Origin of the sequence: Streptomyces sp. MST-110588 (genome assembly GCF_022695595.1) — a bacterium.
Taxonomy (GTDB): domain Bacteria; phylum Actinomycetota; class Actinomycetes; order Streptomycetales; family Streptomycetaceae; genus Streptomyces.
Genome location: NZ_CP074380.1, coordinates 3,415,796 through 3,438,842, shown reverse-complemented (window position 1 = coordinate 3,438,842; position 23,047 = coordinate 3,415,796). Strand labels below are relative to the sequence as shown.

Genomic DNA, 23,047 nt, shown 5'->3' with positions numbered 1-23,047 from the left:
CCGGCGGCACGGCCGGCGCGGCCGTACGCGTCTGATTCCGCCGGGCCCCTCAAAGGCCCCGGAATGAATGCCGCGTCTCACAGGTTTTAGCCTGTGGGGCGCGGTATTCCGCGTTTTGGTGCGGGCGCTACAGGAACGAGGCAGTAATGACCGACCCGGTGACGCTGGACGGCGACGGCACGATCGGCGAGTTCGACGAGAAGCGAGCCGAGAACGCCGTACGGGAACTCCTCATCGCCGTCGGTGAGGACCCCGACCGCGAGGGGCTGCTGGAGACCCCGGCGCGGGTGGCGCGCGCGTACAAGGAGATCCTGGCCGGTCTGCGGCAGGCCCCCGAGGACGTCCTGACCACGACGTTCGACCTCGGACACGACGAGATGGTCCTGGTGAAGGACATCGAGATCGTGTCGCTGTGCGAGCACCACCTGCTGCCGTTCCACGGCGTCGCGCACGTCGGCTACATCCCCGCGGACACCGGCAAGATCACGGGCCTGTCCAAGCTGGCGCGCCTGGTGGAGGTCTTCGCCCGCCGCCCGCAGGTGCAGGAGCGGCTGACCACGCAGATCGCCGACTCCCTGATGCGCATCCTGGAGGCGCGGGGCGCGATCGTGGTGATCGAGGCGGAGCACATGTGCATGTCCGTGCGCGGCATACGCAAGCCGGGCGCGAAGACCACGACGTCGGCGGTGCGCGGGCAGCTCCGCGACTCCACGACGCGTGCCGAGGCGATGAGCCTGATACTGGCGCGGTAGGCGCCGGGAGGGCCCCGGTACGGGCTTCGGGGCGGCGGTGGGCGCGGGACGTCCTCGTACGGGCCTCGGGGCGGCGGTGGGCGCGGGACATCCTCGTACGGGCCTCGGGGCGGCGGTGGCGCGCGAAGGCCTCGTACGGGCCTCGTACGGGCTCGGAACAGGTCCCCCGTACGAGCCGTAGGGTGCCCGCGGGCGAGAGCGCGGAAAAACGGGACGGGCGTGGCCGGGGAGGTTTCCCTCCGCCGGGCACGCCCGTCCCCGTACGTCAGAAGAATCGTTTCGTCACGCTTGCGCGGCGCCGGCCGTCACGCCCGGAGGTGGCCGCCCATCCACTCCAGGGCAGCCGGGATCTCACGCCGCCAGGTGTTGAAGTTGTGCCCTCCGCTGTCCAGGATGATCGAGGAGATGCGCGAGGGCGACTTGGTCTGCCGGATGAACTTCAGCGTCTGCTTGTAGTTGCTCTCGCCTTGCTCACTGGTGGTGACCAGGAGGTTCACCGGCGGTGCAGGAAGGTTTTTCTGCCGCCACATCAGGTCGTTCTCGCGCTCCAGCTTGGCGCTGCCGCCGAAGAGGTCGCCGGTCGTGGCGTCCAGAGGGGCCTTGTAGCTGCCGGAGAGGGCCACGGCGGTGGAGAACGCCTTGGGGTGGCGCATGGTCATCTTCAAGGCACAGTAGCCGCCGGTGGAGTCACCTATGATGCCCCAGTTCTTGGCATCGGTGCCGACCCGGTAGTGACTGGCGATGTTCTTGCGGAGGTCCGTCACGAAGAAGGTCTCGGCCTGGGGACCGTTGGGGACGTCCACGCATTCGGTGTCGCGCGGCGGCGCGACGGTCGGCCGCAGCATGACCAGGATCGTCGGCTGCATCTTCTTCTGGCCCACGAGCTTGTGCTGCGTCTGCGGGAAGTGCAGTTTCTTGTAGAGCGCCTGGGCGGTGCCCGGGTAACCGGTGAGCACGACGGACGCGGGGAATTTCCGCTTGGTGTTCTTGGCCTGGAAGTACTGCGGCGGCAGGTAGACGAAGGCGGGGCTGGCCAGCTTGGAGTGCTGGCCGCTGATGAGCACCCGGTCGATACGCCCGCCGACCTTGGGGTTGTGGCCCCCGGGGACGCTCACGCGCTCGGTGCCCAGCATCTTCAGCTTGGTGCCGTTCGGGCCCGTCTCGTAATTCGTGACAACACCCGGCTGCTGTTCCTGGCCGAAAAGGTCGGCCCACGAAGCGTAGAAACCGAAGGCGTTGTTCGCCGCCAGTCCGATCGAGGCGAAGATCGAGAGCTGGGTGGCCAGCATGAGTCCGATACGGCCCAGGATCGTGCGCCAGTTGGCTTTCGACAGGCGGGGCCAGAGCCAGATCGTCAGGACAAATAGTGCCACCGCGATCAAGACGGCGAGGATCAGCACTTTTTTGCTGGTGAGACCCATGTCGTGCTTTCTTCCGGGCGGCCGGTGGGGCGGGCCGCGGATGGAACCCCGGGCCCTGAAACGCCGTCATACAGGGCGCATAAAGTCCAGATGCTGCGACTGAACTCGCACGTTCTCTCGACCGGGGCGACGGGAAAGTAATGTCTGACAGGCTAGATGGTGAAAAGTCCACGAAGGTTGCGTGGCGTGCGACACGCTGGCTGCGCGGCCCTCGTCCGGAGTCCGTACCTCCTCTTGTCGGCACCGCCGGAGCGGTCATCGGCCTGGTGAACCTGGCGGCAGGGATCTTCCCGCGGTTCCGGCACAGCCGGGTGCACGCCCTGGCGGAAGTGCTCCCGGGTGCGGTGAGTCCGCTGGCCGCCGCCGCCTCCATCGTGGTCGGCATCCTGCTCCTGCTGCTCGCCCACGGGCTCAAACGGCGTAAGCGCCGCGCCTGGGTGGCGGCCGTGGCGCTGCTGCCGGTGGGGATCGCCGCTCAGCTCGTCTACCGGCACTCCGGTTTCGGAGCGGTGCTCTCCTTCGCGCTGCTGGTGTTCCTGGTGTGGCACCGGCGCCAGTTCTCGGCGCTGCCCGACCCGCGCAGCCGCTGGAAGGCGGTGGCCAACTTCCTGATCCTGGGCGGAGTGAGCTTCGGCCTCGGCCTGGTGATCGTCAACTCCCACCCGCACAAGATCATCGGCGACCCTTCGGCGTGGGACCGGATCAAGCACGTCATGTGGGGTCTGTTCGGCTTCGAGGGCCCGCTGCGCTACACCCACCACGTCGACTACACCGTCGGCTACTCCCTGGGCGCCCTGGGCCTGCTGACCGTCGCCACCACCGCCTACCTGGCCTTCCGCCCCGAGCACCCGGCGGCCCGCCTGACGCAGGAGGACGAGGAGCGGCTGCGTGAGCTGCTCGCCAAGCACGGCGGCCGGGACTCCCTGGGGTACTTCGCGCTCCGCGACGACAAGGGCGTGGTCTTCTCGCCGACCGGCAAGGCCGCGGTCTGCTACCGGGTCATATCGGGCGTGATGCTCGCCAGCGGCGACCCGATCGGAGATGTGGAGGCATGGCCGGGCGCGATCGAGCGCTTCATGGAGGAGGCGCGGGCCCACTCCTGGACCCCCGCGGTGCACGGATGCAGCGAGACCGGCGGCCAGGTCTGGACCCGTGAGACCGGCATGGACGCGCTGGAGCTGGGGGACGAGGCGATCGTGGACGTCGCCGACTTCACCCTGACCGGCCGCGCGATGCGCAACGTACGCCAGATGGTCAAGCGCATCGAGCGCAACGGGTACGAGACCCGGGTGCGCCGGGTGCGCGACCTGACGCCGGAGGAGCTGGCCCGTATCCAGGAGGCCGCCGACGCCTGGCGGGACACCGACGACGAGCGCGGCTTCTCCATGGCGCTGGGGCGCATCGACGCGGAAAAGGACAGCGACGCGGTGATCGCCACCGCTCACCTGGCCCCGGCGGAGGGCGAGGAGCCCGGCCGGTTCGGTGACCTGAAGGCGATGCAGTACTTCGTGCCCTGGGGCAAGGACGGAATGTCGCTGGAGCGGATGCGACGCGACCGCAGCGCCGACCCCGGCATGAACGAGCTGCTGATCGTGGCCGCGCTCCAGGCCGCACCGGAGCTCGGGATCAAGCACCTCTCGCTGAACTTCGCGGTCTTCCGCTCCTACCTGGAGCGCGGCGAGAAGCTGGGTGCCGGCCCGGTGATGCGGATCTCGCGCGCCACGCTGCTCTTCCTCTCCCGCTGGTACCAGATCGAGTCGCTCTACAAGTTCAACGACAAGTTCCAGCCACGCTGGGAGCCGCGCTTCGTGGTCTTCCGCAACAGCCGGGACATCCCGCGCATCGGCCTGGCCACCATGCAGGCGGAGGGCTACCTGGACCTGCGGCTGCCGCGGGTGCTGCGGCGTAAGAACAAGGCCGAGCCGCAGCCGTGCGTCCACACGGTCACGCCGATCGCACAGAGCACGGTGGAGCGGGCGGCTTAAAAAGAGCACGGCGGGCAGCCCGGGGAGCGCAGCGGGCAGCTCAGGGAGTTCAGGGAGCAACGTGGGGGCCGGGCAGCACAATGGGAGCCCGGCCCCCCGGTGGATGCGGTACTCGTACGCGGTCGGCCTAGGCTGGGCTCATGAGTACCTTGCGCGGCCGGGTGGCCGGACTTCCGGACTGGGACCGCTGCGCGGTGATGGGCGTGGTGAACGTGACGCCCGATTCCTTCTCCGACGGCGGGCAGTGGTTCGACACCGAACTCGCCGTCAAGCACGGCCTGGACCTGGTCGCGCAGGGCGCCGACCTGGTGGACGTCGGCGGCGAGTCGACGCGGCCGGGCGCGGCCCGGGTGGACGAGGCGGAGGAGCTGCGCCGGGTCGTCCCCGTCGTACGGGAGCTGGTGGCGGCCGGGGCCGTGGTGTCGGTGGACACGATGCGGGCGTCGGTCGCCGAGCGCGCCGTGGAAGCCGGCGCGCGGCTGGTCAACGACGTGAGCGCGGGCGCCGCGGATCCGGCGATGATCCCGGTGGTCGCCGCGGCGGGCGTCCCGTTCGTGGTGATGCACTGGCGCGGCCAGTCCATCGACATGAACAACCGCGCGGTGTACGGCGACGTGGTCGCGGAGGTCGTGGAGGAGCTGGGGCGCAGCCTGGACCGCGCGGTGGCCGGGGGTATCGACCCCGAGCGGACCGTGATCGACCCGGGGCTGGGTTTCGCGAAGGCGGCGCCGCACGACCTGACGCTGCTCGCGCACCTGACCGCGCTGCGGGCGCTGGGGAGGCCGCTGCTGGTGGCCGCCTCGCGGAAACGGTTCCTTGGCCGGGTGCTGGCAGGCGGTGAGCAGACCGCGCCGCCGCCGGCCCGGGAGCGGGACGCGGCGACCGCGGCGGTCACGGCGCTGGTGGCGCGCGAGGGCGCCTGGGCGGTACGTGTCCATGAGGTGCGCGCGAGTGCGGACGCGGTGCGGGTGGCCCGTGCCGTAGAGGGGGCGGTGTGAGCCCCCGTACGGACATCGAGCTGGTCGAGCAGGCGAACCGGGACCTGTACGAGGCCATGGAGCGCGGCGATCACGAGGCGATGTCCGCGCTGTGGATGGACGGCCAGGTCAGCGTGGTGCACCCGGGGTGGCCGGTGCTGCGCGGGCGTGGCGAGGTGCTGCGCTCGTACGCGCTGATCATGGCGAACACCGAGTACATCCAGTTCTTCCTGACCGACGTGGAGATCGATGTGATGGGGGACACGGCGCTGGTGACCTGTACCGAGAACATCCTCAGCGGCGGGCCCGCCGAGGCGGACGGCACGGTCGGGCCGCTGATCGGCCAGCTCGTGGTGGCGACGAACGTCTTCCGGCGTACGGAAGAGGGCTGGCGGGTGTGGTCGCACCACGGGTCGCCGGTGCTGGCGGATCGCGACGACCAGGACGGGGAGGAGGGGGAGGACGGGGACGGCGGGCCGGCCGGTCCTGTCGGTCCTGTCGGCGGGGTGTGAACAGGACAGCCCGGTGTGAACAGGACAGCCGGGTGTGAACAAGGCTGCGGCGGACGGGGCCGCGGACGGGGCGGGAGGCCGCCGGAAGTGGGCTTCGGCGTCAGCGGCGGACGTCAGCGGCGCGCTGCGGGCGCACCCGTTCGAGCCAAGTGGTGACCGGGTAGGGGTGGGGCGGGCGGGCGCGGGGAAGGAGCCGCGCGGACACGCTCCGGCGCCGTCCGGCAGCCGGGCGGTGCCCTGGCCCGTGGCCCCGTGGGTAAGCGCTGTCGGTGCCCGCAGGTAGATTCGATGGCGGGGCGGCACTCCGGATCACTTCGGTGGCCGCCCGGAATTCCGACGATCAGTGGTACCAGAGGTGCCAGTGGGACCAGTGGGAGTGTGATTCGCGTGGATCGTGTCGCGCTGCGTGGGCTGAAGGCACGTGGGCACCACGGGGTGTTCCCCGGGAACGCGAGGAGGGCCAGACCTTCATCGTGGACCTGGTGCTCGGCCTGGACACCCGCCCGGCGGCTGCCTCCGACGATCTCGCGAAGACCGTTCACTACGGCGTCGTGGCGGAGGAGGTCGTGGCCATCGTCGAAGGCGAGCCCGTCGACCTCATCGAGACGCTCGCGGAGCGGATCGCCGGCCAGTGCCTCAAGCACGAGGGGGTGCAGGAGGTCGAGGTGGTGGTCCACAAGCCGGACGCCCCGATCACCGTTCCCTTTGATGACGTGACCATCACCATCACCCGGAGCCGAGTATGAAGCCCACCCTCCCCTCCAGCGACCCGACCGTACAGCCGGTGCCCGCCTCAGTGGTGCAGCAGGTGGACGCCGCGGACATGACGCTCTCCAACCCCAAACGGGCCGTGATCTCGCTCGGCAGCAACCTCGGCAACCGCCTGGAGACGATCCAGGGCGCCGTCGACGCCCTGGAGGACACCCCGGGCGTGCGGGTCAAGGCGGTCTCCCCGGTGTACGAGACCGAGCCGTGGGGCGTGGACCCCGGCTCGCAGCCTTCGTACTTCAACGCGGTGGTGCTCATCAAGACGACGCTGCCGCCGGGGTCGCTGCTGGAGCGCGGGCACGCGATCGAGGAAGCCTTCGAGCGGGTGCGCGACGAGCGGTGGGGCCCGCGCACGATCGACGTGGACATCCTCACGTACCAGGGCGTCGTCTCGGACGACCCGGCGCTGACGCTGCCGCACCCCAGGGCGCACGAGCGTGCTTTCGTGCTCGTGCCGTGGTACGACGTGGATCCGGAGGCCGAGGTTCCGGGCCGTGGCCGGGTCGCGGAGCTGCTGGCGTCGGTCGGCAGGGAAGGCGTGACGCCGCGGGCTGACCTGGAACTGCGGCTGCCGGAGTAGTCGTTGGGCTCTGCGCGGGTTCCGGCGGGCTTCGGCAGGTAACGGGACGCGGGAAGCCGCGCGGGACGTGGACGGCGTGGGTGACGTGAGCGATATGAGGGTCGAGGCGAGCGCTCGGTGAAGCAGCTACATGTCAAGGTGCTGGTCGGGCTGTTCCTGGTGGCCGGCGTGCTGGCGTGGGCGGGCGCCCGGCTGTGGGACTCGCTCGGCACGCTGCCGGGCGTTCCGCTGGCGGCCCCGGTCGTGCTCGCACTGATCGCCGCCGTACTCGCCGCGACGGCGCTCTCCCTGCGCTCGCGGCTGCGGGCACAGCGCGAGCGGCGGCCGGGGGCCAAGGGCGTCGATCCGCTGGTGGCGGCCCGCGCGGTGGTCTTCGGGCAGGCCAGCGCGCTGGTGGCGTCGCTGGTCGCCGGGCTGTACGGCGGGGTCGGGGTCTTCCTGGTGACCACCGGGCTGGACGTGCAGGCGCGCCGGGACCAGGCCATCTACGCGGGGTTCTCGGTGCTGGCGGGCGCGGCGGTGGTGCTCGCGGCGATCTTCCTGGAGCGGGTCTGCAAGCTGCCGGAGGACGACGACGAGGCGGGGGCGACGGCCGCTTAGCGACAGTCGCTTAGCGGCGGCAGGTCAGCGGCGGCCGGGCCCCCGGCTCCCCCGGCGTCAGAGGGTGGGGACCGTGTCCAGGGCCACGTCGCCGCGCGGGATGTTCTCGGCGTCGGCGGTGGTGGAGCGGCGCAGCGCCTCGTGGAGCCCGGCCGGGGTGAGCACACCCAGGAAGCGGTCGCCGTCCAGCACGGCGATCCAGCCGGCGTCGTACTGGAGCATCGTGCTGAACGCCTGCTTGAGCGGCGCGCCCAGCGGCAGCCAGGCGTCCATACGGCGGGCGTGCGCCCGTACGGTGCTCTGGCCGCCGGAGCCCGCGGCGGCCAGGGCACCGGCCGCGACCCAGCCGTGCAGCCGGTCTTCGGCGTCCAGGACGACTGCCCAGGGGGCGCCGTCCTCGGTCATACGGGCGGCGGCCCGGCCGGCGGTGTCGTCCAGGTGGACGACCGGAGGCTGTTCGAGATCGGTGGTCTCTATGGGCGTGACGGACAGGCGCTTCAGGCCGCGGTCCGCACCGACGAACTCGGCGACGTACGGTGTGGCGGGGGCGCCGAGGACCGTCGCCGGGGTGTCGTACTGCTCCACCCGCCCCGAGCCGTAGACGGCGATACGGTCGCCGAGGCGGACGGCCTCCTCGATGTCGTGGGTGACGAAGAGCACAGTCTTGTGGAGCGTGGACTGCAGGCGCAGGAACTCCGTCTGGAGGTGCTCGCGCACGACCGGGTCGACGGCGCCGAACGGCTCGTCCATGAGGAGGACGGGCGGGTCGGCGGCGAGCGCCCGGGCCACGCCGACGCGCTGGCGCTGGCCGCCGGAGAGCTGCTCGGGGTAGCGGTCGCCGTACCGGGAGGGGTCCAGGCCGACGAGTTCCAGCAGCTCGGCCGCCCGGTCCCGGGCCTTCTTGCGGGGCCAGCCCAGGAGGTGGGGGACGGTGGCGGTGTTGTCCAGGACGGTTTTGTGGGGGAAGAGGCCGGTCTGCTGGATGACGTAGCCGATGCGGCGGCGCAGCTCCACGGGGTCGGTGGTGGATATGTCCTTGCCGTCGAGGTAGATGTGGCCGCTGGTCGGCTCGATGAGGCGGTTGACCATCTTCATGGTGGTGGTCTTGCCGCAGCCCGACGGTCCGACGAGCGTGACCAGCTCTCCCTCCGCGACCTCGAAGGAGAGGTCGTCGACGGCGGTGGTGCCGTCCGCGTAGCTCTTGGTGACGTGCTCGAAGCGGATCATGATTCCCCATTGTGGACGGTCGCCCGTCGGTCGCCCGTGAACGAGTTGTTGCCGGTGGATGGCGGGCCGGGCCGAATGTCAGTGGTGGGGGATAGGGTCGCAGACAGTCACCGGAAATGTGAGCGAGAAGCGGGGGAGGTGACCGCGGGTGAGTTCGCGCAACTGTCTGCAGGCGAACGACTGGATCTGCGGTGAGTATGTCCGTACGCGCAGCCACGAACTGCTGGAGGCGACCGTTCAGCACATCTGGATCACGGTCGCGTCGGTGGTCATCGGCCTGCTGATCGCTTTTCCGCTGGCGCTGGTCGCCCGCCGCTGGCGGGTGGCGGCCGGTCCGGTGCTGGGGCTGACGACGATTCTCTACACGGTGCCGTCGCTGGCGATGTTCGCCTTGCTGACACCGCTGTTCGGCGTCTCGGCCTCGGTGGTCGTCACGGGCCTGGTGCTCTACTCGCTGACGATCCTGGTACGGAACATCCTCGCCGGCCTGGAGTCGGTGCCTGCCGAGGTCCGCGAAGCCGCGCGCGGCATGGGGTACGGCCCAGCGAAGCTGCTGTTCGGGGTCGAACTGCCGCTGGCGCTGCCCGCGCTGATGGCGGGGGTGCGCATCGCCACGGTCTCGACGGTGGCGATGACGACGATCGGTGCGGTCGTCGGCTACGGCGGCCTGGGGAACCTCATATCCAGCGGTATGGAGGGGTTCTTCAAGGCCGAGGTGCTCACGGCGTCGGTGCTGTGCGTCCTGCTGGCGGTCATCGCCGATCTGCTGCTCATCGGCGTACAGCGGCTGCTGACCCCCTGGACCCGCGCGCGGTCGCGGTCGGGTACGGGCACGGGGCGGACGTGGCGCGGACAGCGGGCGAAGAAGGCGGTGGCCTGAGGCGATGGACGCGATCACGGGCGCATGGCAGTGGCTGGGCACGGCGGCCAACTGGACCGGGGAGAAAGGAGTCTGGCACCGACTGGGTGAGCATCTGTACCTGAGCGGGCTGTGCCTGGCGATCTCCTGCCTGATAGCGCTGCCGGTGGCCCTGTATCTGGGGCACATAGGCAAGGGCGGGGCGCTGGCGGTCAACATCTCCAACGTCGGGCGCGCGGTGCCGACCTTCGCCGTACTGGTCCTGCTGACGCTCAGCCCGCTGGGGACGGCGGGGGACTGGCCGACGATCGTGGCGCTGGTGCTGTTCGCCGTACCGCCGCTGCTGACCAATGCGTACGTCGGCATGCGGGAGGCGGACCGGGACGTGGTCGAGGCCGCCCGGGGGATGGGCATGTCCGGGCGCCAGCTCCTGATACGGGTCGAACTCCCGTTGGCCTACCCGCTGATCATGACGGGGCTGCGTTCGGCGGCGGTGCAGGTGGTCGCGACGACCACACTGGCGGCGCTGGCGGGCGGCGGCGGCCTGGGCCGGATCATCACCGCGGGCTTCGGCAACTACGACACGCCGCAGGTGGTGGCGGGTGCGGCGCTGGTGGCCGCACTGGCGCTGCTCGTGGAGGGGCTGCTGGTGCTGGCGGACCGGCTGTGCGACCCGATGCGCGGGCGCGGTCGTGGCCGCACGGGTGCGGGCGGCGGCGCGGGACGGGGCCCGGGCCGTGGTCGTGGTGCGCGCCGGAGCGGTGACGCGCGTCGCGGTGGCGGGGCGCGTCAAAAGGGCGGGCCCGGGGTAGCAGCCGGAACCGGGGCCGGGGCGCGGTGACCGCGGCGTCCGGTTCCGTACCCCCTCCGCGTATCGGCCTGAATCTCTTCTCTTCTCCTCTCTCTCCTGGACGGTGAATCCCATGATCTGGAAGTCGCGTACGGCCCGTACCGCACTCGTTGCGGGTGCGGTGATCGCCCTGGCGGGCGGACTGACCGCGTGCGGTGGCGAGAGCCTGGAGAAGAAGGGGGCGGCCAAGAGCGGTGGTGGCGGCCAGGGCGAGATCGTCATCGGATCGGCCGGATTCACCGAGTCCAAGGTGCTGGCGGAGATCTATTCCAAGATCCTTTCGGACGCCGGCTACAAGACCACCGTCAAGACGCTGGCCAATCGTGAGCTGTATGAACCGGCCCTGGAGAAGGGCCAGATCGATGTCGTACCGGAATACGCCTCGACGCTCGCCGAATTCCTCAACCGGAAGAAGAACGGCCCCGACGCCCGGCCCGTCGCCTCCAGCGATGTCGGCAAGACGGTCGAGGAGCTGAAGAAGCTGGCCGGGCCGCGCGGGCTGAAGGTGCTGCCGGCCGGCGAGGCGACGGACCAGAACGCGTTCGCGGTGACCAAGGATTTCGCCGATCAGCACCGGCTCAAGACGCTCTCGGACCTCGGCAGGTCCAAACAGAAGATCAAGCTGGCGGCCGGTGAGGAGTGCGAGACCCGGCCGTATTGCAAGCCGGGCCTGGAGAAGACGTACGGCATAGACGTCACCGGCATCGACCCCAAGGGTGTGGGCACCCCGCAGGCCAAGCAGGCGGTCAAGGACGGCACGGACCAGGTCGCGCTGACCACGACGACGGACGCCACGCTCGACAACTTCGGACTGGTCCTCCTGGCGGACGACAAGAAGTTGCAGAACGCCGACAATGTGCTGCCCGTGGTGAATGCCAAGAGCGCCGGCGACAAGGAGATAGAGACGGCGCTGGGCAAGCTCACCAGCGTGCTGACGACCAAGGATCTGATCGACCTGAACCGCAAGGTCGATGCGGAACGGCAGAAGCCGGTCGATGTGGCCGCGGCATATCTGGAGTCGAAGGATCTGGTGAAGAAGTAACCAGCGGGAAACGGATTCGTGTGCGGGGCCCCATAGGCCCCGTACGCACGGTAAGTTTCAGGCCATGCCACGAGGACGCCACCGCCATTCAGCACCCCTGCACCGGCTTCTTCCCCCCACGACGGTCGCCGGCGCGTCGATCGCCTGTGCCGCCGGTGCCTGGCTCGTCGGCGATGACCTGGTACAGCGGCTGCTGGCCGCCGGCGCGGCCGGCGCGGCGGTCGGCGGCGCCGTCCTCCTGCGCGCCTGGGACCGTACGGCCGGCAAGCGCGTCGCGGAACTCACCAGCGCCCGGGCGCGCGACGAGTGGAAGACCGAGGAGCGCATAGCCGAGCTCGAAACGGACGTGGAGGAGTCCCGCGAGCTGCGCGGCGCCCTGGAGGCCAAGCTGCGGTCCAAGCGCGCCGAGCTGGCCCGGCTGCGCAGCGAGCACGCCGCGCTGCTGCGCCGTTACGCCACGGCCGAGACCGAACGGGCCAGCGCCCTGGAGGGCCGTCGGCTGCTCGCAATCGAGGCGGCGGTCCCGGCGGCGAAGGCGCTGCCCGCGGTCGACGGGGCCGATGCGGAGGTGGCCGGCACGGACGGGGCCAACGCGGACGGGGCCCGTGTGGAGGGGCCCGGGGCGGAGTCGCGTACGAAGCCGGGTGCGGAGCCGGGTGGGCTCGGTGCCGAGGCGTACCGGAAGGCCGACCGGGCGCTGCGCCGGCTTGCCCGCAACGCCGCCCGTCAGAGCGTCGATGAGGATCGCGGTTCACGGGATCGCGGTGAACGGGATCGCGTCGGGCAGGAAGGTGCCGGGCAGGAGCGTGTCGGGCTGGACGCCATCGGGCAGGGTGGTGCTGGTGATCAGAGTGTGGCTGATCAAGGTGCGGCTGACCGGGGTGCGGCTGGCCGGAGCGGCGGTGAGCGGCGGGCTGCGGGCGGCGTGACCGGTCGGGGCGTCGATGCTGCCGACGAGGCCGGTGCCGGTGGCGGCAACGGTCGTGGTGGCCAGGTCGCTGAGGACCGGACCTCCCGTGCGGTTGATGACACACGGGCCGGCCGGGCGCAGCGGGCCGGTCGGGCAGAGCGGGCCGGTCGGCCGGACGAGGCGATCGACGCGGGTGGCCGGGACGGTGCCGGCGTCCGTACGGCCGGTGATGTGCCGACCGGGGGGAGCCGGGTGCCGGCCGCCGTGGCGACGGCACAGCTCGCGGCCCGGCGGCTGCCCGCGCCCCGTACCACCGGTGGGTTCGACTTCTTCGGCAACTCGACCGGCAGGAACCGGCAGCCGCTTCCGGCACCGCTGGAGGACGACCTCGCGGATGTGGTCGGGGACGAGGCCGTCGCCGAGCAGTCGAGCCGTGGGGCCGCGGGCGGGGTACGTACGACGGCGGGTCCCGTGAGCGGCGCCGAGCCGTCGGGCGTGGCCGCCGGACCGGACGTCGCTCCGGCGGGCCGCGGGACGGCCGACGGCGTGGGAGAGGTCATCGACCTGACCGCGCACGACGAGACCGAGCAGTTCGACATCGCGGAGCTGCGCAGCGCCATTTCCTGATGCGTTCGGCGTCTGATGCGTCCGGTGTCTGATGTGTCCGGTGCCTGATGCGTCCGGTTCGGTTCCCGGCACTTCGGTTCCTGGCACTTCGGTTTCTGACGTCTGCGGTTCCTGGCACCTCCGGCGCACCGGCGCACCCGGGTCTTCGCGCCCGTTCCACGCCCCGCCCCACCCCGTCTCTCATCGGGGGGCGCGGGGCGTGCCCGTATGGCGGGACCCGGTACGAGGGCCGCCGCGGTGAATCCGGCCGCGAGGAGCGGCGGCCGGTCCGGGCCGAACGCGTGCGGGCCGGGTCCGCCCGGATCGACGGCGCGATGGTGACCGCCCTGCGGGAGCGCTTGCCGGCCCCGCGTACCGCGTGAGGGTGCGGCTGCCGCGCTCCTGGCCGACCGGACGTCAACGCCGGAGGTCAAGCGGGCGGAGCGGGGTCAGACTCCCGTGTGAGGCCCCGGAGTTCCGGTTTCTCTTCGTGTGGCCACGGTGGCAGTATGCGGTCGCCTCACCACAGCGAATGAGGAACGGGAGCATCGATGAACCTCAGTGGGGGCAAGCGTGCGCGGCGCCGGGAACGGGTGTGGTGCCGGGGGTGGCTGCTGTGCGCAGGAGGGTCGCAGCGGCGGGGGCGGGCCCGGCGCTGGGGGTGGCGCTGACGGCGTCGACCGCGGCCGTCGCCGTCGCCCTGCCCGTACCGGGAGCCCAGGCTGCCGGCGGCCCCTCGGGAGTCCGTGCGAAAGGCGCGTATCTGCTGGACAGCGGGGCCAACCGGCCGCTGTGGAGCAAGGCGGCGGACACCCGGCGCCCGATGGCCAGCACCACCAAGATCATGACAGCCATGATCATCCTTGACGGCCGAGGCACGGACCTCGGCAGACGGATCACGGTCAAGAAGTCCTACCGCGACTACGTCGTCCGGCACGGCGCCAGCACGGCCGACCTGCGCGTCGGCGACAAGCTGACCGTCCGCCAGCTCCTGTACGGGCTGCTGCTGCCGTCGGGCTGCGACTCCGCGTACGCGCTGGCCGACACCTTCGGTCGTGGGAACACCGAGGCCAGGCGAACGAAGTCGTTCATCTCCAAGATGAACGCGCGGGCCTCGTCCCTCGGGCTGCGCAACACCAGGTACGACTCCTTCGACGGCATCTCCCACGGCGGCAACTACTCCACTCCCCGGGACCTGGTCCGGCTCGCGCGGTACGCGCTGGGCAACCGCACCTTCGCCTCGATCGTGAAGTCGTCCGTCACCAGGCAGAAAGCGGTCAACGTCAACCGGACGTACACCTGGTACAACACGAACGAGTTGCTGGGTTCCTACCGTGGGGCCATCGGCATCAAGACGGGCACCGGAAAGGCGTCCGGGTCATGTCTGGTCTTCGCGGCCAGGCGCGGCAACCGTACGGTGATCGGGACCGTCCTCAACGCTCCGAATCGCTACGCCGACGCCGCGAAGATGCTGGACCACGCCTTCCACACCCGTACCCGTACCACGGTCGGCCCGCGCAGGCTTCCGGCGGGCGCGCAGCGGGACTGACGGCCGGACGGTCAGTCGCGCGCGGGGCGGCTGCTGCGCGGGACGGCTGCTTCGAGGGCGTCCGTTGCGCGGGACGGTTGTCCACAAGCTGTGGACGGGGCGCGGATGTGATGCGGATGCGGCCTGTGGCTCACCGGTACCGACGCAGGGCGGCGGTCACGTCGGTGAGCCGCCGGTCCTTGTCGGCGCCGAAGGGGATGCCCGTCCTGCGGCCCCGGCAGAAGATGACGAGCGCCTCCCCGAGGAAGCTGACGCCGATGCTGAGCTGCACCGGCCGGGCCTCGTCATGCATCCCCATCTTGACGGCAAGGACGCTGTAGCCGGCCATGAGGACCAGGGTCGGGACGGCGACGAGGAACGTACGGGCGGTGTAGCGCTGCCACAGGACCCCGTCCTTGTCGAAGAGTCGCACGGTGGTGCCGCGCAGCGCGCCCAAGGCCGTGCCCGCGACGGCGCCCGGGACGGCCCAGGCGAGGTCCGTCCCGGTGAGGGGGGTGTCGGTGTGGGCCATACGGAAGGCGCCGATGGTGACGAGAATGACTGGCGTGGCGAACAGGTCCCTCAAGGTCACTCGTTCGCCCTTGAGCCGCCTGGCCACCACCACGACCACCACCGCGGCGATGATCCCTGCCAGCAGCCACCCGTTCATCGTGTCCCCCACCCTCAGCCTCTGCGGATTTTTATAGCTCGGTCGTGCCATAAACAATTTAGCTCGCCCATGCCATAATGGCAACATGCCTAAGATCGTCGATCCGCTGACCCGCCGTCGGGCCGTGGCCGATGCCGTCCTCCGCGTGGTCGGCCGCGAGGGGGTGGAAGGTGCCTCGCTCCGTAACGTCGCCGAGGAGGCGGGACTGGCCATCGGGTCCGTCCGGCACTACTTCAGCGATCACGACGAGACGATCATCTTCGCCATGCGTGAGCTGATCGGCCGCCTCGAAGGGCGCCTCCACGGGCACATCGAGCGGCTCCTCTCGCCGGCCGCCGGGCGGCAGCGCCGTACGCAGGTCGAGGAGTTCCTGGCCGAGTTCCTCCCTCTGGATGAACCGCGCCGTGAGGAGGCGGTCCTGTGGCAGGCGTTCACCACCGCCGCCCGTACGCGGCCCGAACTGCGGCCCTGGGCCCTGGAGTGGCAGGCGGGCACCCGCGCCCTGCTGGCGCGGGTGCTGCGCGGGGCGCAGGAGGAGGGAGGGCTGCCGGACAGCCTGGATGTCGAGTCCGAGAGCCTGCGGCTGTCCGTACTGCTGGACGGCATCAACCTCCAGGCGGTACTGGAACCGGACCTGCTGACCCCGGACGTGCAACTGGAGCTGCTGCGGAGGCATTTGCAGACCCTCCAGGACGCGTCCTGGAAGCGGGCTGTCGGGCCCGCGGAGTAGGGTGAATCATCCGTCAGGATCGAAACGCGGGCGCACCTGGGCAAACCCGGTGGAACAGAACACGGTCAGCCACTGAGGAGGCGCGGTGAAGGATGTACGGACGGCTCCGGTCCCGTCCGCCGTACGGCAGGGTCCGGGCCTGCGCGCCGTACGGCAGGGCCCGGGTCTGCGCGCCGGGCGGCGGGGACCCGCCCTGCGCACCGTACGCGTGGCCCCGGCCCCGGCCCTCGCCCTGGCAGCGGCGGCCGTCCTCGGCGCCCTGGGCACCGGCTGCTCCGCCGACCCCGCGCCGAAGCCGGACGCCAAGCCGCACCCCACGCCGCCCGCCGCCACCGCGTCCGCCTGCCCCGAACCGGGGGTCCTCATCAAGGGCAGCCGGGTCGACGCGGCGATGGGCCTGCGCTCGATGGCGGTCCGCATGACCAACTGCGGCAAGCGCCCGTTCAAGGTGAACGGCTACCCGCATCTGCGGGTCCTGGACGACAAGCGTGAGCCGCTCAAGGTGAGGGCAGTGAAGGGGGCACAGGCGGCGTCCGACATCAAGGACCCCGGGCCCCGCCCCCTGACGCTCCGGCCGGGCGAGGCCGCCGAGACGATACTCGTGTGGCGGAACACGGTCACCGACGTCAGCCGTGGAATCAACAACGGCGCGTTCCTGGAGGTCGCTCCGGCCGAGGGGCAGCCCGTGCAGCACGTACGCGAACTGATCGACGTGGGCACCACCGGCAAGGTGGAGATGACGGCGTGGAAGCAGCCGGCGACGGTGCCGGTCGCTCCCGCCGGCACGGGCGCCGGGTAGCCCGTATCCGTAGGGCCGTACGGCCGGGACTCGTGCGGTCCTACGGCTGGGACTCGTGCGGGCGTACGGCTGGGACTCGTACGCCCGGCCCGTCCCGTACGCCCCGTCCCGTACGTCCAGCCCCGCCCGCGTTACTTGTCGATGTCGCCGACGACGAAGAACAGCGAGCCGAGGATGGCGACCATGTCGGCGACCAGCGTGCCCGGCAGCAGCTCGGTCAGCGCCTGGATGTTGTTGTACGAGGCCGAGCGCAGCTTGAGCCGGTACGGGGTCTTCTCCCCCTTGGAGACCAGGTAGTAGCCGTTGATGCCCAGCGGGTTCTCGGTCCACGCGTACGTCGCGCCCTCGGGCGCCTTGAGGACCTTCGGCAGCCGCTGGTTGATCGGCCCCGGCGGCAGCTCGGCGATGCGGTCCAGACAGGCGTCGGCCAGGTCCAGGGAGTTGTGGGTCTGCTCCAGCAGGCATTCGAAGCGGGCCAGGCAGTCGCCCTCCTCGCGGGTCACCACCTCCAGGGTGTCCTGGAGTTCGGCGTACGCGAGGTACGGCTCGTCCCGGCGCAGGTCGAAGTCGACACCGGAGGCGCGGGCGATGGGTCCGGAGACGCCGTACGCGTGGACCGCCTCCGGCGTCAGGACGCCGATGCCACGGGTCCGGCCGCGGAAGATCTCGTTGCCCAGGACGAGACGGTCGAAGACGTCCATACGGGAACGGACTTCGCGTACGGCGTGCCGGGCGCGGCCGAGCCAGCCGGCCGGCAGGTCCTCCTTCAGACCGCCGACCCGGTTGAACATGTAGTGCATCCGGCCGCCGGAGATCTCCTCCATGACGTTCTGGAGTTCCTCGCGCTCACGGAAGGCGTGGAAGACGGGGGTGATGCCGCCCAGCTCCAGGGGGTAGGAACCCAGGAACATCAGGTGGTTCAGTACGCGGTTCAGCTCGGCCAGCAGCGTACGGGTCCACACGGCGCGCTCGGGGACCTCCATGCCCAGCATCCGCTCGACGGCGAGCACGACCCCCAGCTCGTTGGAGAAGGCCGACAGCCAGTCGTGACGGTTGGCGAGCATGATGATCTGGCGGTAGTCGCGCGCCTCGAAGAGCTTCTCGGCACCGCGGTGCATATAGCCGATCACGGGCTCGGCGTGCTGCACGCGTTCGCCGTCCAGGACGAGGCGCAGCCGCAGCACACCGTGCGTGGAGGGGTGCTGCGGGCCGATGTTGAGCACCATGTCGGTGCTCTCCGCCGCGCCGCCGATGCCGACCGTCGTCTCCGTCATGGGCACATTCTCGCAGTCCCGTACCTCCTCTTAGGGTGAAGGGATGCACATATGGGGGAGTGAGAGTGGGGAGGCGGCGCGGTGCGTTCCGGGACGGACGTGGAGCCGGAGGGGGGCGGCGGGCCTGGCTGGGTCGGTGACTCCGGTGGGATCGGTGGGGCTGGTGTGGTCAGCGGGTCTGGTGGGACCAGTGGGGCCGACCGGTCCGGCGTGTCCGTACGGCAAGGGGCCGTAGAGGTAGAGGTCGACGCGGACTGGCGGGGGATACCGCGGGAACTGCTGCGGATGCGGCGGCTGCTGCTCGTACTGGCCCTGGCGCCCCTGGCGGTGGTCTCGGGCGGACTGCTGGGCTGGCTTCTCACCCCCGCCCTCGCGGCGTGCGCGGTGCTGCCGCTGGCGGGGCTGGCCTGGGGATGGCGGGTGCTGGAGCGCAACTGGCGCTCCTGGAAGTACGCCGAACGCGCCGATGACCTGCTGATCAGCCGCGGGGTGCTGTGGCGCGAGCTGACGATCGTGCCGTACGGGCGGATGCAGTTGGTGGAGGTCACCTCCGGGCCGCTGGAGCGGTATTTCGGGCTGGCGAGCGTACGGCTGCGGACCGCCGCGGCGGGGACCGACGCCTGCATCCCCGGGCTGGACCCGCGCGAAGCGGCCCGGCTGCGGGACCGGCTCACGGAGCTGGGCGAAACACGGTCGGCGGGCCTGTGAGCGCGGGGGAGGGGAAGAGCGGAAACAGTGCGGGCGAGGCGGACGGCGTCACCGTCGCCGCGCCGTCCCTGAGCGAGTCGTCCTTGAACGAGTCGTCCTTGAGCGAGCCGTCCTTGAACGAGTCGCCGCGGACCGCGCCGTCACGGAGCAGGTCGCCGCAGAGCAGGCCGTCAGGGAGCAGGTCGCCGCAGAGCGGGCCCCTGGAGCGGCGGCTGCACCCGGTCACGCCGCTGCGCCGCGCCTGGGCCCCGCTCGCCTTCGTCGCCTTCCTGGTGAAACAGGACTGGGCGCGGGACTGGCTGCTCGGCCTGGACAAGGCCCTGCTGACGGCCGGGGTCGTACTGGCGGTGCTGGCCTCGGTCGCGTACGGCGTCCAGTCGTGGCGGTGCACGTACTACGCCCTGACCGACACCGAGCTGCGCATCCGTACCGGCCTGCTTTTCCGCCGTACCGCCCACCTGCGCCTGGACCGCATCCAAGCGGTGGAGGTCGCCGAACCGCTGCTCGCCCGCTTCCTGGGCGTGGCCAAGCTCAAGATCGACGTCATCGGTACGGAGAACAAGGACGAGCTGGCCTTCCTCGGCAAGAAGGAGGCGCGGGCGCTGCGCGCGGAGCTGCTGGCACTGGCCGCCGGTTTCACACCCGAAACCGCGGGCGGGGCCGGTGAGGCACCCGCGCGGGACCTGGCGCGGGTGGCGCCGCGGATGCTGGCCGTGGCGGTGCTGCTGAACACCGCGGTGTGGATGGCAGTCCTCTCGGGCGTGTTCGGGGCCGTGGCCGTCTGGTGGCTCTCGGACAGCGTGCTGGCGGCGGGCGCGGCGCTGCTCTCCGCCGGAGGAGCGGTCTGGGCGGTGACCGGCGGCCGGTACCTGAAGGAGTACGACTGGACGGTCGGTGACTCGCCGGACGGGCTGCGGCTGGACCACGGGCTGCTGGACCGGCAGCACGAGACGGTGCCGCCCGGTCGCGTCCAGGCCGTGCGGATCGTACGGCCGCTGCTGTGGCGGATGAAGGGCTGGATGCGGGTCGAACTGGATGTCGCGGGCACGTCCGAAGGCGTACTGCTGCCGGTCACGGACCCGCACACCGCGCAGACGGTGATCGCCCGCATCCTCCCGCGCACCGACCTCGCGGCCGTACGGGAAGGGCTGCGGCCCGCGTCCCGGCGGGCCCGGTGGGTGGCGCCGGTGCGGTGGCGCGGCTGGCGCTGGACGGCGGACGGAACGGTCTTCGCGGCCTCGAAGGGTCTGCTGACGCAGACGCTGACGCTGGTGCCGCACGCCAAGGCGCAGAGCGTACGGCTGACCCAGGGGCCTGTGAAGCGGCTGCTGAAACTGGCCGACGTATGGGTCGACACGGGCGCGGACACGACGGTGGTCGCGCGTGGGCGCGACGCACAGGAGGCCCTGGCGATCGTCGTCGGACAGGCGGAACGTTCCCGTACGGGGCGGCGCACGGCGGCACCGGACCGGTGGATGAGCGGGGGCGGAGTTGTCGGTGACGGGCAGGCCAGTGGCAGGCCGGTTGTTGACGGACCGGTCGTTGGCCGACGACCGGCCGTTGGCCGAGGACCGGCCGTTGGTGGACCGGACGGTTCCGGGGCGGTGAAGGACGGCGAGGCGTAGGCGCCGGCCGTATGAGGGGAGGGGCGGTCAGGTGAGGCGCGCGGGCGGGGCTATCGCGTGAGCAGCCCGGCGCAGGCGGTGCCGCCGACCGGCTGGACCAGCCAGCCGAACGAGCCGAGCCCCGCCGGGTCGGTCAGCTCGGCCGCCTGCCCCGCCGCGCTCAGCTCCCGTACGTATCCGGCCGGATCGGTGGAGGCCAGGGCGAGCGGCGGGCGGCGGCCGTCGACGCCGAGGGCATGCAGCGCCTCGCGCTGGGTGAGGATCTCGGCGTCCGGGCCCGCGCACGCGTCCAGCGCCACATGAGAGGTGATGTCGCACGAGCCGTCCGGTACGGGGTGGACCTCGCGGCCCGCGCGGAAGCCGGTGAGCGTTCCGAAAGGCGGCCGGGCTCCGCGGTGGTGCGCGTAGTCGGCGGTGACGGCCAGACCGCGGTGGAGCGAGCGTACGGCCCGGGACCAGGCGGCATCGCGCGGCCGGCCGATCTCGGCACGCAGGCCCGCGGCCGGGCGTGCGGCCGGGCGCGCGCAGGACAGCGGCCACCAGCGGGCGAGCCACTCGGCGTCCGCGCCGCCGACCGGCTCGCCGAGCGTCTCGGTGCCGTCGTCCCGTACGAGGACCCGGCGCGGCACGCCGTCCGCGTCGGTCTCGGCGACCTCGACCGGTACGTTGTCCAGCCACTCGTTGGCGAAGAGCAGCCCGGTGAGGGAGCCGGGGGCGGGCAGGTCGGCGAGCCAGGTGATGCGCGGGTCCAGGCCGGAGGGGCGCGGGGCGCGTTCGACGGCGTACGGGCGCAGGCGCGGGCGTACGGAGTCCGCCGGTGCGCCGGGCGGTCCGGGCGCGTCGGGCGCATCGGGTGCGCCTGGTGCGACGGGCGTGCCAGGTGCGTCGAGCATGTCGAGAGCGTGGAGCACGCCGGTCAGCAGCTCGCCACGGCCCGCACCCACGTCCACCAGAGCCAGTTCGGCCGGATGCCCCAGCGCCGCGTCCACCCGCCGTACGAGCGTGGCGATGGCGCGCGCGTACAAGGGCGAGGCGTGCACGGAGGTGCGGAAGTGCCCGGCCGGCCCGGGCCCGTCGGCGCGGGAGTAGAAGCCGTCCGGCCCGTAGAGCGCCTTCTCGGTGGCCTCCCGCCAGCCGCGCCATTCACCACTTGTGTCGGTCGCCTCGGTCACCGCCCTACGGTAAGGGGCACGGGGCCGGCCGGGCCCGCACGGCCCACCCGCTCAAGCGGTCCGGCCGGGCCTCTTCCGCGGCCGGGCGATAACGGCGGCGTCCGGTCTCCACCTTGGGGAGTACGACCGGCACACAGGATCGCCCGTCCGGTTGACCCGTACACCTATACGCCCTGCCTACGCTGGGTTACGTGCAGCGCCTCTACGACTTCTTCCGCAGGCATCCGACAGGGGTGGACACCTTCTGGGCCGTCCTCCTGCTGGGATTCAACGCCCTGTGGCTCATGGGGCCCGCCATCGGCGCGTCGGAACAGGTCGTCGGACTCTTCCTCAGCCTCGGCCTGTGCACGGTCATCGCGCTGCGCCGCAAGATGCCGGAGAAGATGCTGCTGCTGGCCATCGTCCTGTGCATCTGGCAGCTCATCGAAAACATCCAGTCGCACCCCGCCGACTTCGCCACCCTCGTCATCATCTACACGGTCGCCTCCGGCACCACGCGGTGGGCCTCGCGCGTCGCGCTCATCGGCGCGCTCATCGGTCCCGGCATCACGTTCGTGCGCTTCGGCGGCCCTCAGGACGTGCACCCCATAGGGCAGACCCTGTTCGTCGGGACGCTGTTCACGGCCCCTTTCATCCTGGCCTGGGTGCTCGGGGACTCGGTCCGTACGCGCCGTGCGTACTGGGCGCAGCTCGAAGAGAAGGCCGCCCGGCTGGAGAAGGAGCGCGAGACCCAGTCGCGGATCGCGGTGGCCGCCGAGCGGGCGCGGATCGCCCGTGAGCTGCACGACGTGGTGGCGCACAACGTGTCGGTGATGGTGGTGCAGGCGGACGGCGCCGCGTACGTCCTGGACAGCGCCCCCGAGCAGGCCAAGCAGGCGCTGGAGACGATCTCCGGGACGGGCCGGCAGGCGCTCGCCGAGATGCGCCGGCTGCTGGGCGTGCTGCGCAGCGGCGAACAGCCGGAGGGCGGCGAGTACGTGCCGCAGCCCGGCGTCGAACAGCTCGCGGAACTCATCGAGCAGGTGCGCGGCACCGGAATGACGGTCGACTTCCGGGTGGAGGGCGAGCCGCGACCGCTGCCCAGCAGCGTCGAACTCACCGCGTACCGCATCGTGCAGGAGGCACTGACCAACACCCGCAAGCACGGCGGTCCGGACGTCGGCGCGACCGTCCGGATCAGCTACCAGGACAGCGACCTGGAAGTGCTCGCCGAGGACGACGGCCGGGGCGCGCAGCACGAGTTGTACGAGGGCGGCGGGGCGGACGGGCTGGGCCACGGCCTCATCGGCATGCGGGAGCGCGTCGGTATGGTCGGGGGCAGCCTGGACGCGGGGCCGCGGCCGGGGGGAGGCTTCCGGATCAGTGCCGTACTGCCGCTGAAGTCCGCACGCTGAAGCCCACCCGCCCCGCGATCGCCCCTGCTCCTCACCCGCCTCCCTCCCTCTACTTCCT

General features: G+C 71.4%; 21 protein-coding genes and 1 pseudogene. 17 read left to right on the top strand and 5 right to left on the bottom strand.

The window, feature by feature from the left end; genetic code table 11:
• Window positions 1-146 precede the first annotated feature (146 nt).
• Window positions 147-752 carry a GTP cyclohydrolase I FolE gene (folE, locus tag KGS77_RS14990; RefSeq protein WP_242581659.1) on the top strand — a complete coding sequence of 202 codons (606 nt, stop codon included), beginning with the start codon at window positions 147-149 and terminating at the stop codon, window positions 750-752.
• Between the two features lie 305 nt (window positions 753-1,057).
• Here folE and KGS77_RS14985 read toward each other — a convergent pair whose 3' ends face one another.
• Window positions 1,058-2,173, bottom strand: coding sequence for an alpha/beta hydrolase-fold protein (locus KGS77_RS14985; protein WP_242581657.1), 1,116 nt, complete (start codon window positions 2,171-2,173; stop codon window positions 1,058-1,060).
• 140 nt (window positions 2,174-2,313) lie between these two features.
• Between KGS77_RS14985 and KGS77_RS14980 the strand changes: the two genes are divergently transcribed.
• The 6 genes and pseudogenes from KGS77_RS14980 (at window position 2,314) to KGS77_RS14955 (ending at window position 7,595) form a co-directional block, all read left to right on the top strand.
• The gene (locus KGS77_RS14980) at window positions 2,314-4,158 is read left to right on the top strand and encodes a phosphatidylglycerol lysyltransferase domain-containing protein (protein ID WP_242581655.1); all 1,845 of its coding nucleotides are present in this window, start codon (window positions 2,314-2,316) and stop codon (window positions 4,156-4,158) included.
• A gap of 140 nt (window positions 4,159-4,298) precedes the next feature.
• Window positions 4,299-5,156 carry a dihydropteroate synthase gene (gene folP, locus KGS77_RS14975; RefSeq protein WP_242581653.1) on the top strand — a complete coding sequence of 286 codons (858 nt, stop codon included), beginning with the start codon at window positions 4,299-4,301 and terminating at the stop codon, window positions 5,154-5,156.
• Window positions 5,153-5,647, top strand: coding sequence for a nuclear transport factor 2 family protein (locus KGS77_RS14970; protein ID WP_242581651.1), 495 nt, complete (start codon window positions 5,153-5,155; stop codon window positions 5,645-5,647). The genes folP and KGS77_RS14970 overlap by 4 nt, the downstream gene beginning before the upstream one ends.
• 387 nt (window positions 5,648-6,034) lie before the next feature.
• A pseudogene (gene folB / locus KGS77_RS14965) lies at window positions 6,035-6,393 on the top strand (dihydroneopterin aldolase).
• On the top strand, window positions 6,390-6,995 hold the full coding sequence (gene folK, locus KGS77_RS14960) for a 2-amino-4-hydroxy-6-hydroxymethyldihydropteridine diphosphokinase (protein WP_242581649.1): 606 nt from the start codon (window positions 6,390-6,392) through the stop codon (window positions 6,993-6,995). The pseudogene folB and the gene folK overlap by 4 nt, the downstream one beginning before the upstream one ends.
• Before the next feature lie 117 nt (window positions 6,996-7,112).
• On the top strand, window positions 7,113-7,595 hold the full coding sequence (locus KGS77_RS14955; RefSeq protein ID WP_242581647.1) for a DUF3180 domain-containing protein: 483 nt from the start codon (window positions 7,113-7,115) through the stop codon (window positions 7,593-7,595).
• A gap of 57 nt (window positions 7,596-7,652) precedes the next feature.
• On the opposite strand, the gene KGS77_RS14950 is transcribed toward KGS77_RS14955, so the two are convergent.
• Window positions 7,653-8,822 (bottom strand): betaine/proline/choline family ABC transporter ATP-binding protein, encoded by a 1,170-nt coding sequence (locus tag KGS77_RS14950; protein WP_242581644.1) that lies wholly within the window; start codon window positions 8,820-8,822, stop codon window positions 7,653-7,655.
• 148 nt (window positions 8,823-8,970) lie between these two features.
• Here KGS77_RS14950 and KGS77_RS14945 point away from each other — a divergent pair, with 148 nt between their 5' ends.
• The 5 genes from KGS77_RS14945 (at window position 8,971) to KGS77_RS14925 (ending at window position 14,638) form a co-directional block, all read left to right on the top strand.
• Window positions 8,971-9,702 (top strand): ABC transporter permease, encoded by a 732-nt coding sequence (locus tag KGS77_RS14945; protein ID WP_242581642.1) that lies wholly within the window; start codon window positions 8,971-8,973, stop codon window positions 9,700-9,702.
• 4 nt (window positions 9,703-9,706) lie between these two features.
• On the top strand, window positions 9,707-10,522 hold the full coding sequence (locus KGS77_RS14940; protein ID WP_242581641.1) for an ABC transporter permease: 816 nt from the start codon (window positions 9,707-9,709) through the stop codon (window positions 10,520-10,522).
• Between the two features lie 82 nt (window positions 10,523-10,604).
• Window positions 10,605-11,573 carry an ABC transporter substrate-binding protein gene (locus tag KGS77_RS14935; RefSeq protein ID WP_242581639.1) on the top strand — a complete coding sequence of 323 codons (969 nt, stop codon included), beginning with the start codon at window positions 10,605-10,607 and terminating at the stop codon, window positions 11,571-11,573.
• Between the two features lie 64 nt (window positions 11,574-11,637).
• Entirely contained in the window at window positions 11,638-13,110 is a 1,473-nt protein-coding gene (locus KGS77_RS14930; protein ID WP_242581638.1) for a hypothetical protein, read from the top strand.
• Window positions 13,111-13,789: 679 nt separating this feature from the next.
• Window positions 13,790-14,638, top strand: a complete 849-nt coding sequence (locus KGS77_RS14925; RefSeq protein ID WP_242587481.1) for a serine hydrolase — start codon at window positions 13,790-13,792, stop codon at window positions 14,636-14,638.
• 130 nt (window positions 14,639-14,768) lie between these two features.
• Here KGS77_RS14925 and KGS77_RS14920 read toward each other — a convergent pair whose 3' ends face one another.
• Complete coding sequence (locus tag KGS77_RS14920; RefSeq protein WP_242581637.1) at window positions 14,769-15,287, bottom strand: DUF1453 domain-containing protein; 519 nt, start codon at window positions 15,285-15,287, stop codon at window positions 14,769-14,771.
• 85 nt (window positions 15,288-15,372) lie between these two features.
• On the opposite strand from KGS77_RS14920, the gene KGS77_RS14915 reads away from it, so the two are divergent.
• The gene (locus KGS77_RS14915) at window positions 15,373-16,017 is read left to right on the top strand and encodes a TetR/AcrR family transcriptional regulator (protein ID WP_242581636.1); all 645 of its coding nucleotides are present in this window, start codon (window positions 15,373-15,375) and stop codon (window positions 16,015-16,017) included.
• Between the two features lie 85 nt (window positions 16,018-16,102).
• Window positions 16,103-16,816 (top strand): DUF4232 domain-containing protein, encoded by a 714-nt coding sequence (locus KGS77_RS14910; RefSeq protein WP_242581635.1) that lies wholly within the window; start codon window positions 16,103-16,105, stop codon window positions 16,814-16,816.
• 131 nt (window positions 16,817-16,947) lie between these two features.
• On the opposite strand, the gene KGS77_RS14905 is transcribed toward KGS77_RS14910, so the two are convergent.
• Complete coding sequence (locus tag KGS77_RS14905; RefSeq protein WP_242581634.1) at window positions 16,948-18,090, bottom strand: NADH-quinone oxidoreductase subunit D; 1,143 nt, start codon at window positions 18,088-18,090, stop codon at window positions 16,948-16,950.
• A gap of 210 nt (window positions 18,091-18,300) precedes the next feature.
• Between KGS77_RS14905 and KGS77_RS14900 the strand changes: the two genes are divergently transcribed.
• Window positions 18,301-18,798 (top strand): PH domain-containing protein, encoded by a 498-nt coding sequence (locus KGS77_RS14900; protein WP_242581633.1) that lies wholly within the window; start codon window positions 18,301-18,303, stop codon window positions 18,796-18,798.
• Window positions 18,795-20,423: a PH domain-containing protein gene (locus KGS77_RS14895; protein ID WP_242581632.1), complete on the top strand. Its 1,629-nt coding sequence runs from the start codon at window positions 18,795-18,797 to the stop codon at window positions 20,421-20,423. The genes KGS77_RS14900 and KGS77_RS14895 overlap by 4 nt, the downstream gene beginning before the upstream one ends.
• Before the next feature lie 50 nt (window positions 20,424-20,473).
• On the opposite strand, the gene KGS77_RS14890 is transcribed toward KGS77_RS14895, so the two are convergent.
• Window positions 20,474-21,595: an SAM-dependent methyltransferase gene (locus KGS77_RS14890; RefSeq protein ID WP_242581631.1), complete on the bottom strand. Its 1,122-nt coding sequence runs from the start codon at window positions 21,593-21,595 to the stop codon at window positions 20,474-20,476.
• Window positions 21,596-21,786: 191 nt separating this feature from the next.
• Here KGS77_RS14890 and KGS77_RS14885 point away from each other — a divergent pair, with 191 nt between their 5' ends.
• Window positions 21,787-22,989 (top strand): sensor histidine kinase, encoded by a 1,203-nt coding sequence (locus tag KGS77_RS14885; protein WP_242581630.1) that lies wholly within the window; start codon window positions 21,787-21,789, stop codon window positions 22,987-22,989.
• Window positions 22,990-23,047: the final 58 nt, after the last annotated feature.

What these genes read in the sequence shown, in the direction of transcription:
- KGS77_RS14980 (WP_242581655.1), top strand. Translation starts at nt 2,314, where the DNA reads ATGTCTGACAGGCTAGATGGTGAAAAGTCCACGAAGGTTGCGTGGCGT.
- KGS77_RS14985 (WP_242581657.1), bottom strand. Translation starts at nt 2,173, where the DNA reads ATGGGTCTCACCAGCAAAAAAGTGCTGATCCTCGCCGTCTTGATCGCG.
- KGS77_RS14905 (WP_242581634.1), bottom strand. Translation starts at nt 18,090, where the DNA reads ATGACGGAGACGACGGTCGGCATCGGCGGCGCGGCGGAGAGCACCGAC.
- folP (WP_242581653.1), top strand. Translation starts at nt 4,299, where the DNA reads ATGAGTACCTTGCGCGGCCGGGTGGCCGGACTTCCGGACTGGGACCGC.
- folK (WP_242581649.1), top strand. Translation starts at nt 6,390, where the DNA reads ATGAAGCCCACCCTCCCCTCCAGCGACCCGACCGTACAGCCGGTGCCC.
- KGS77_RS14920 (WP_242581637.1), bottom strand. Translation starts at nt 15,287, where the DNA reads ATGAACGGGTGGCTGCTGGCAGGGATCATCGCCGCGGTGGTGGTCGTG.
- folE (WP_242581659.1), top strand. Translation starts at nt 147, where the DNA reads ATGACCGACCCGGTGACGCTGGACGGCGACGGCACGATCGGCGAGTTC.
- KGS77_RS14915 (WP_242581636.1), top strand. Translation starts at nt 15,373, where the DNA reads ATGCCTAAGATCGTCGATCCGCTGACCCGCCGTCGGGCCGTGGCCGAT.
- KGS77_RS14940 (WP_242581641.1), top strand. Translation starts at nt 9,707, where the DNA reads ATGGACGCGATCACGGGCGCATGGCAGTGGCTGGGCACGGCGGCCAAC.
- KGS77_RS14930 (WP_242581638.1), top strand. Translation starts at nt 11,638, where the DNA reads ATGCCACGAGGACGCCACCGCCATTCAGCACCCCTGCACCGGCTTCTT.
- KGS77_RS14950 (WP_242581644.1), bottom strand. Translation starts at nt 8,822, where the DNA reads ATGATCCGCTTCGAGCACGTCACCAAGAGCTACGCGGACGGCACCACC.
- KGS77_RS14935 (WP_242581639.1), top strand. Translation starts at nt 10,605, where the DNA reads ATGATCTGGAAGTCGCGTACGGCCCGTACCGCACTCGTTGCGGGTGCG.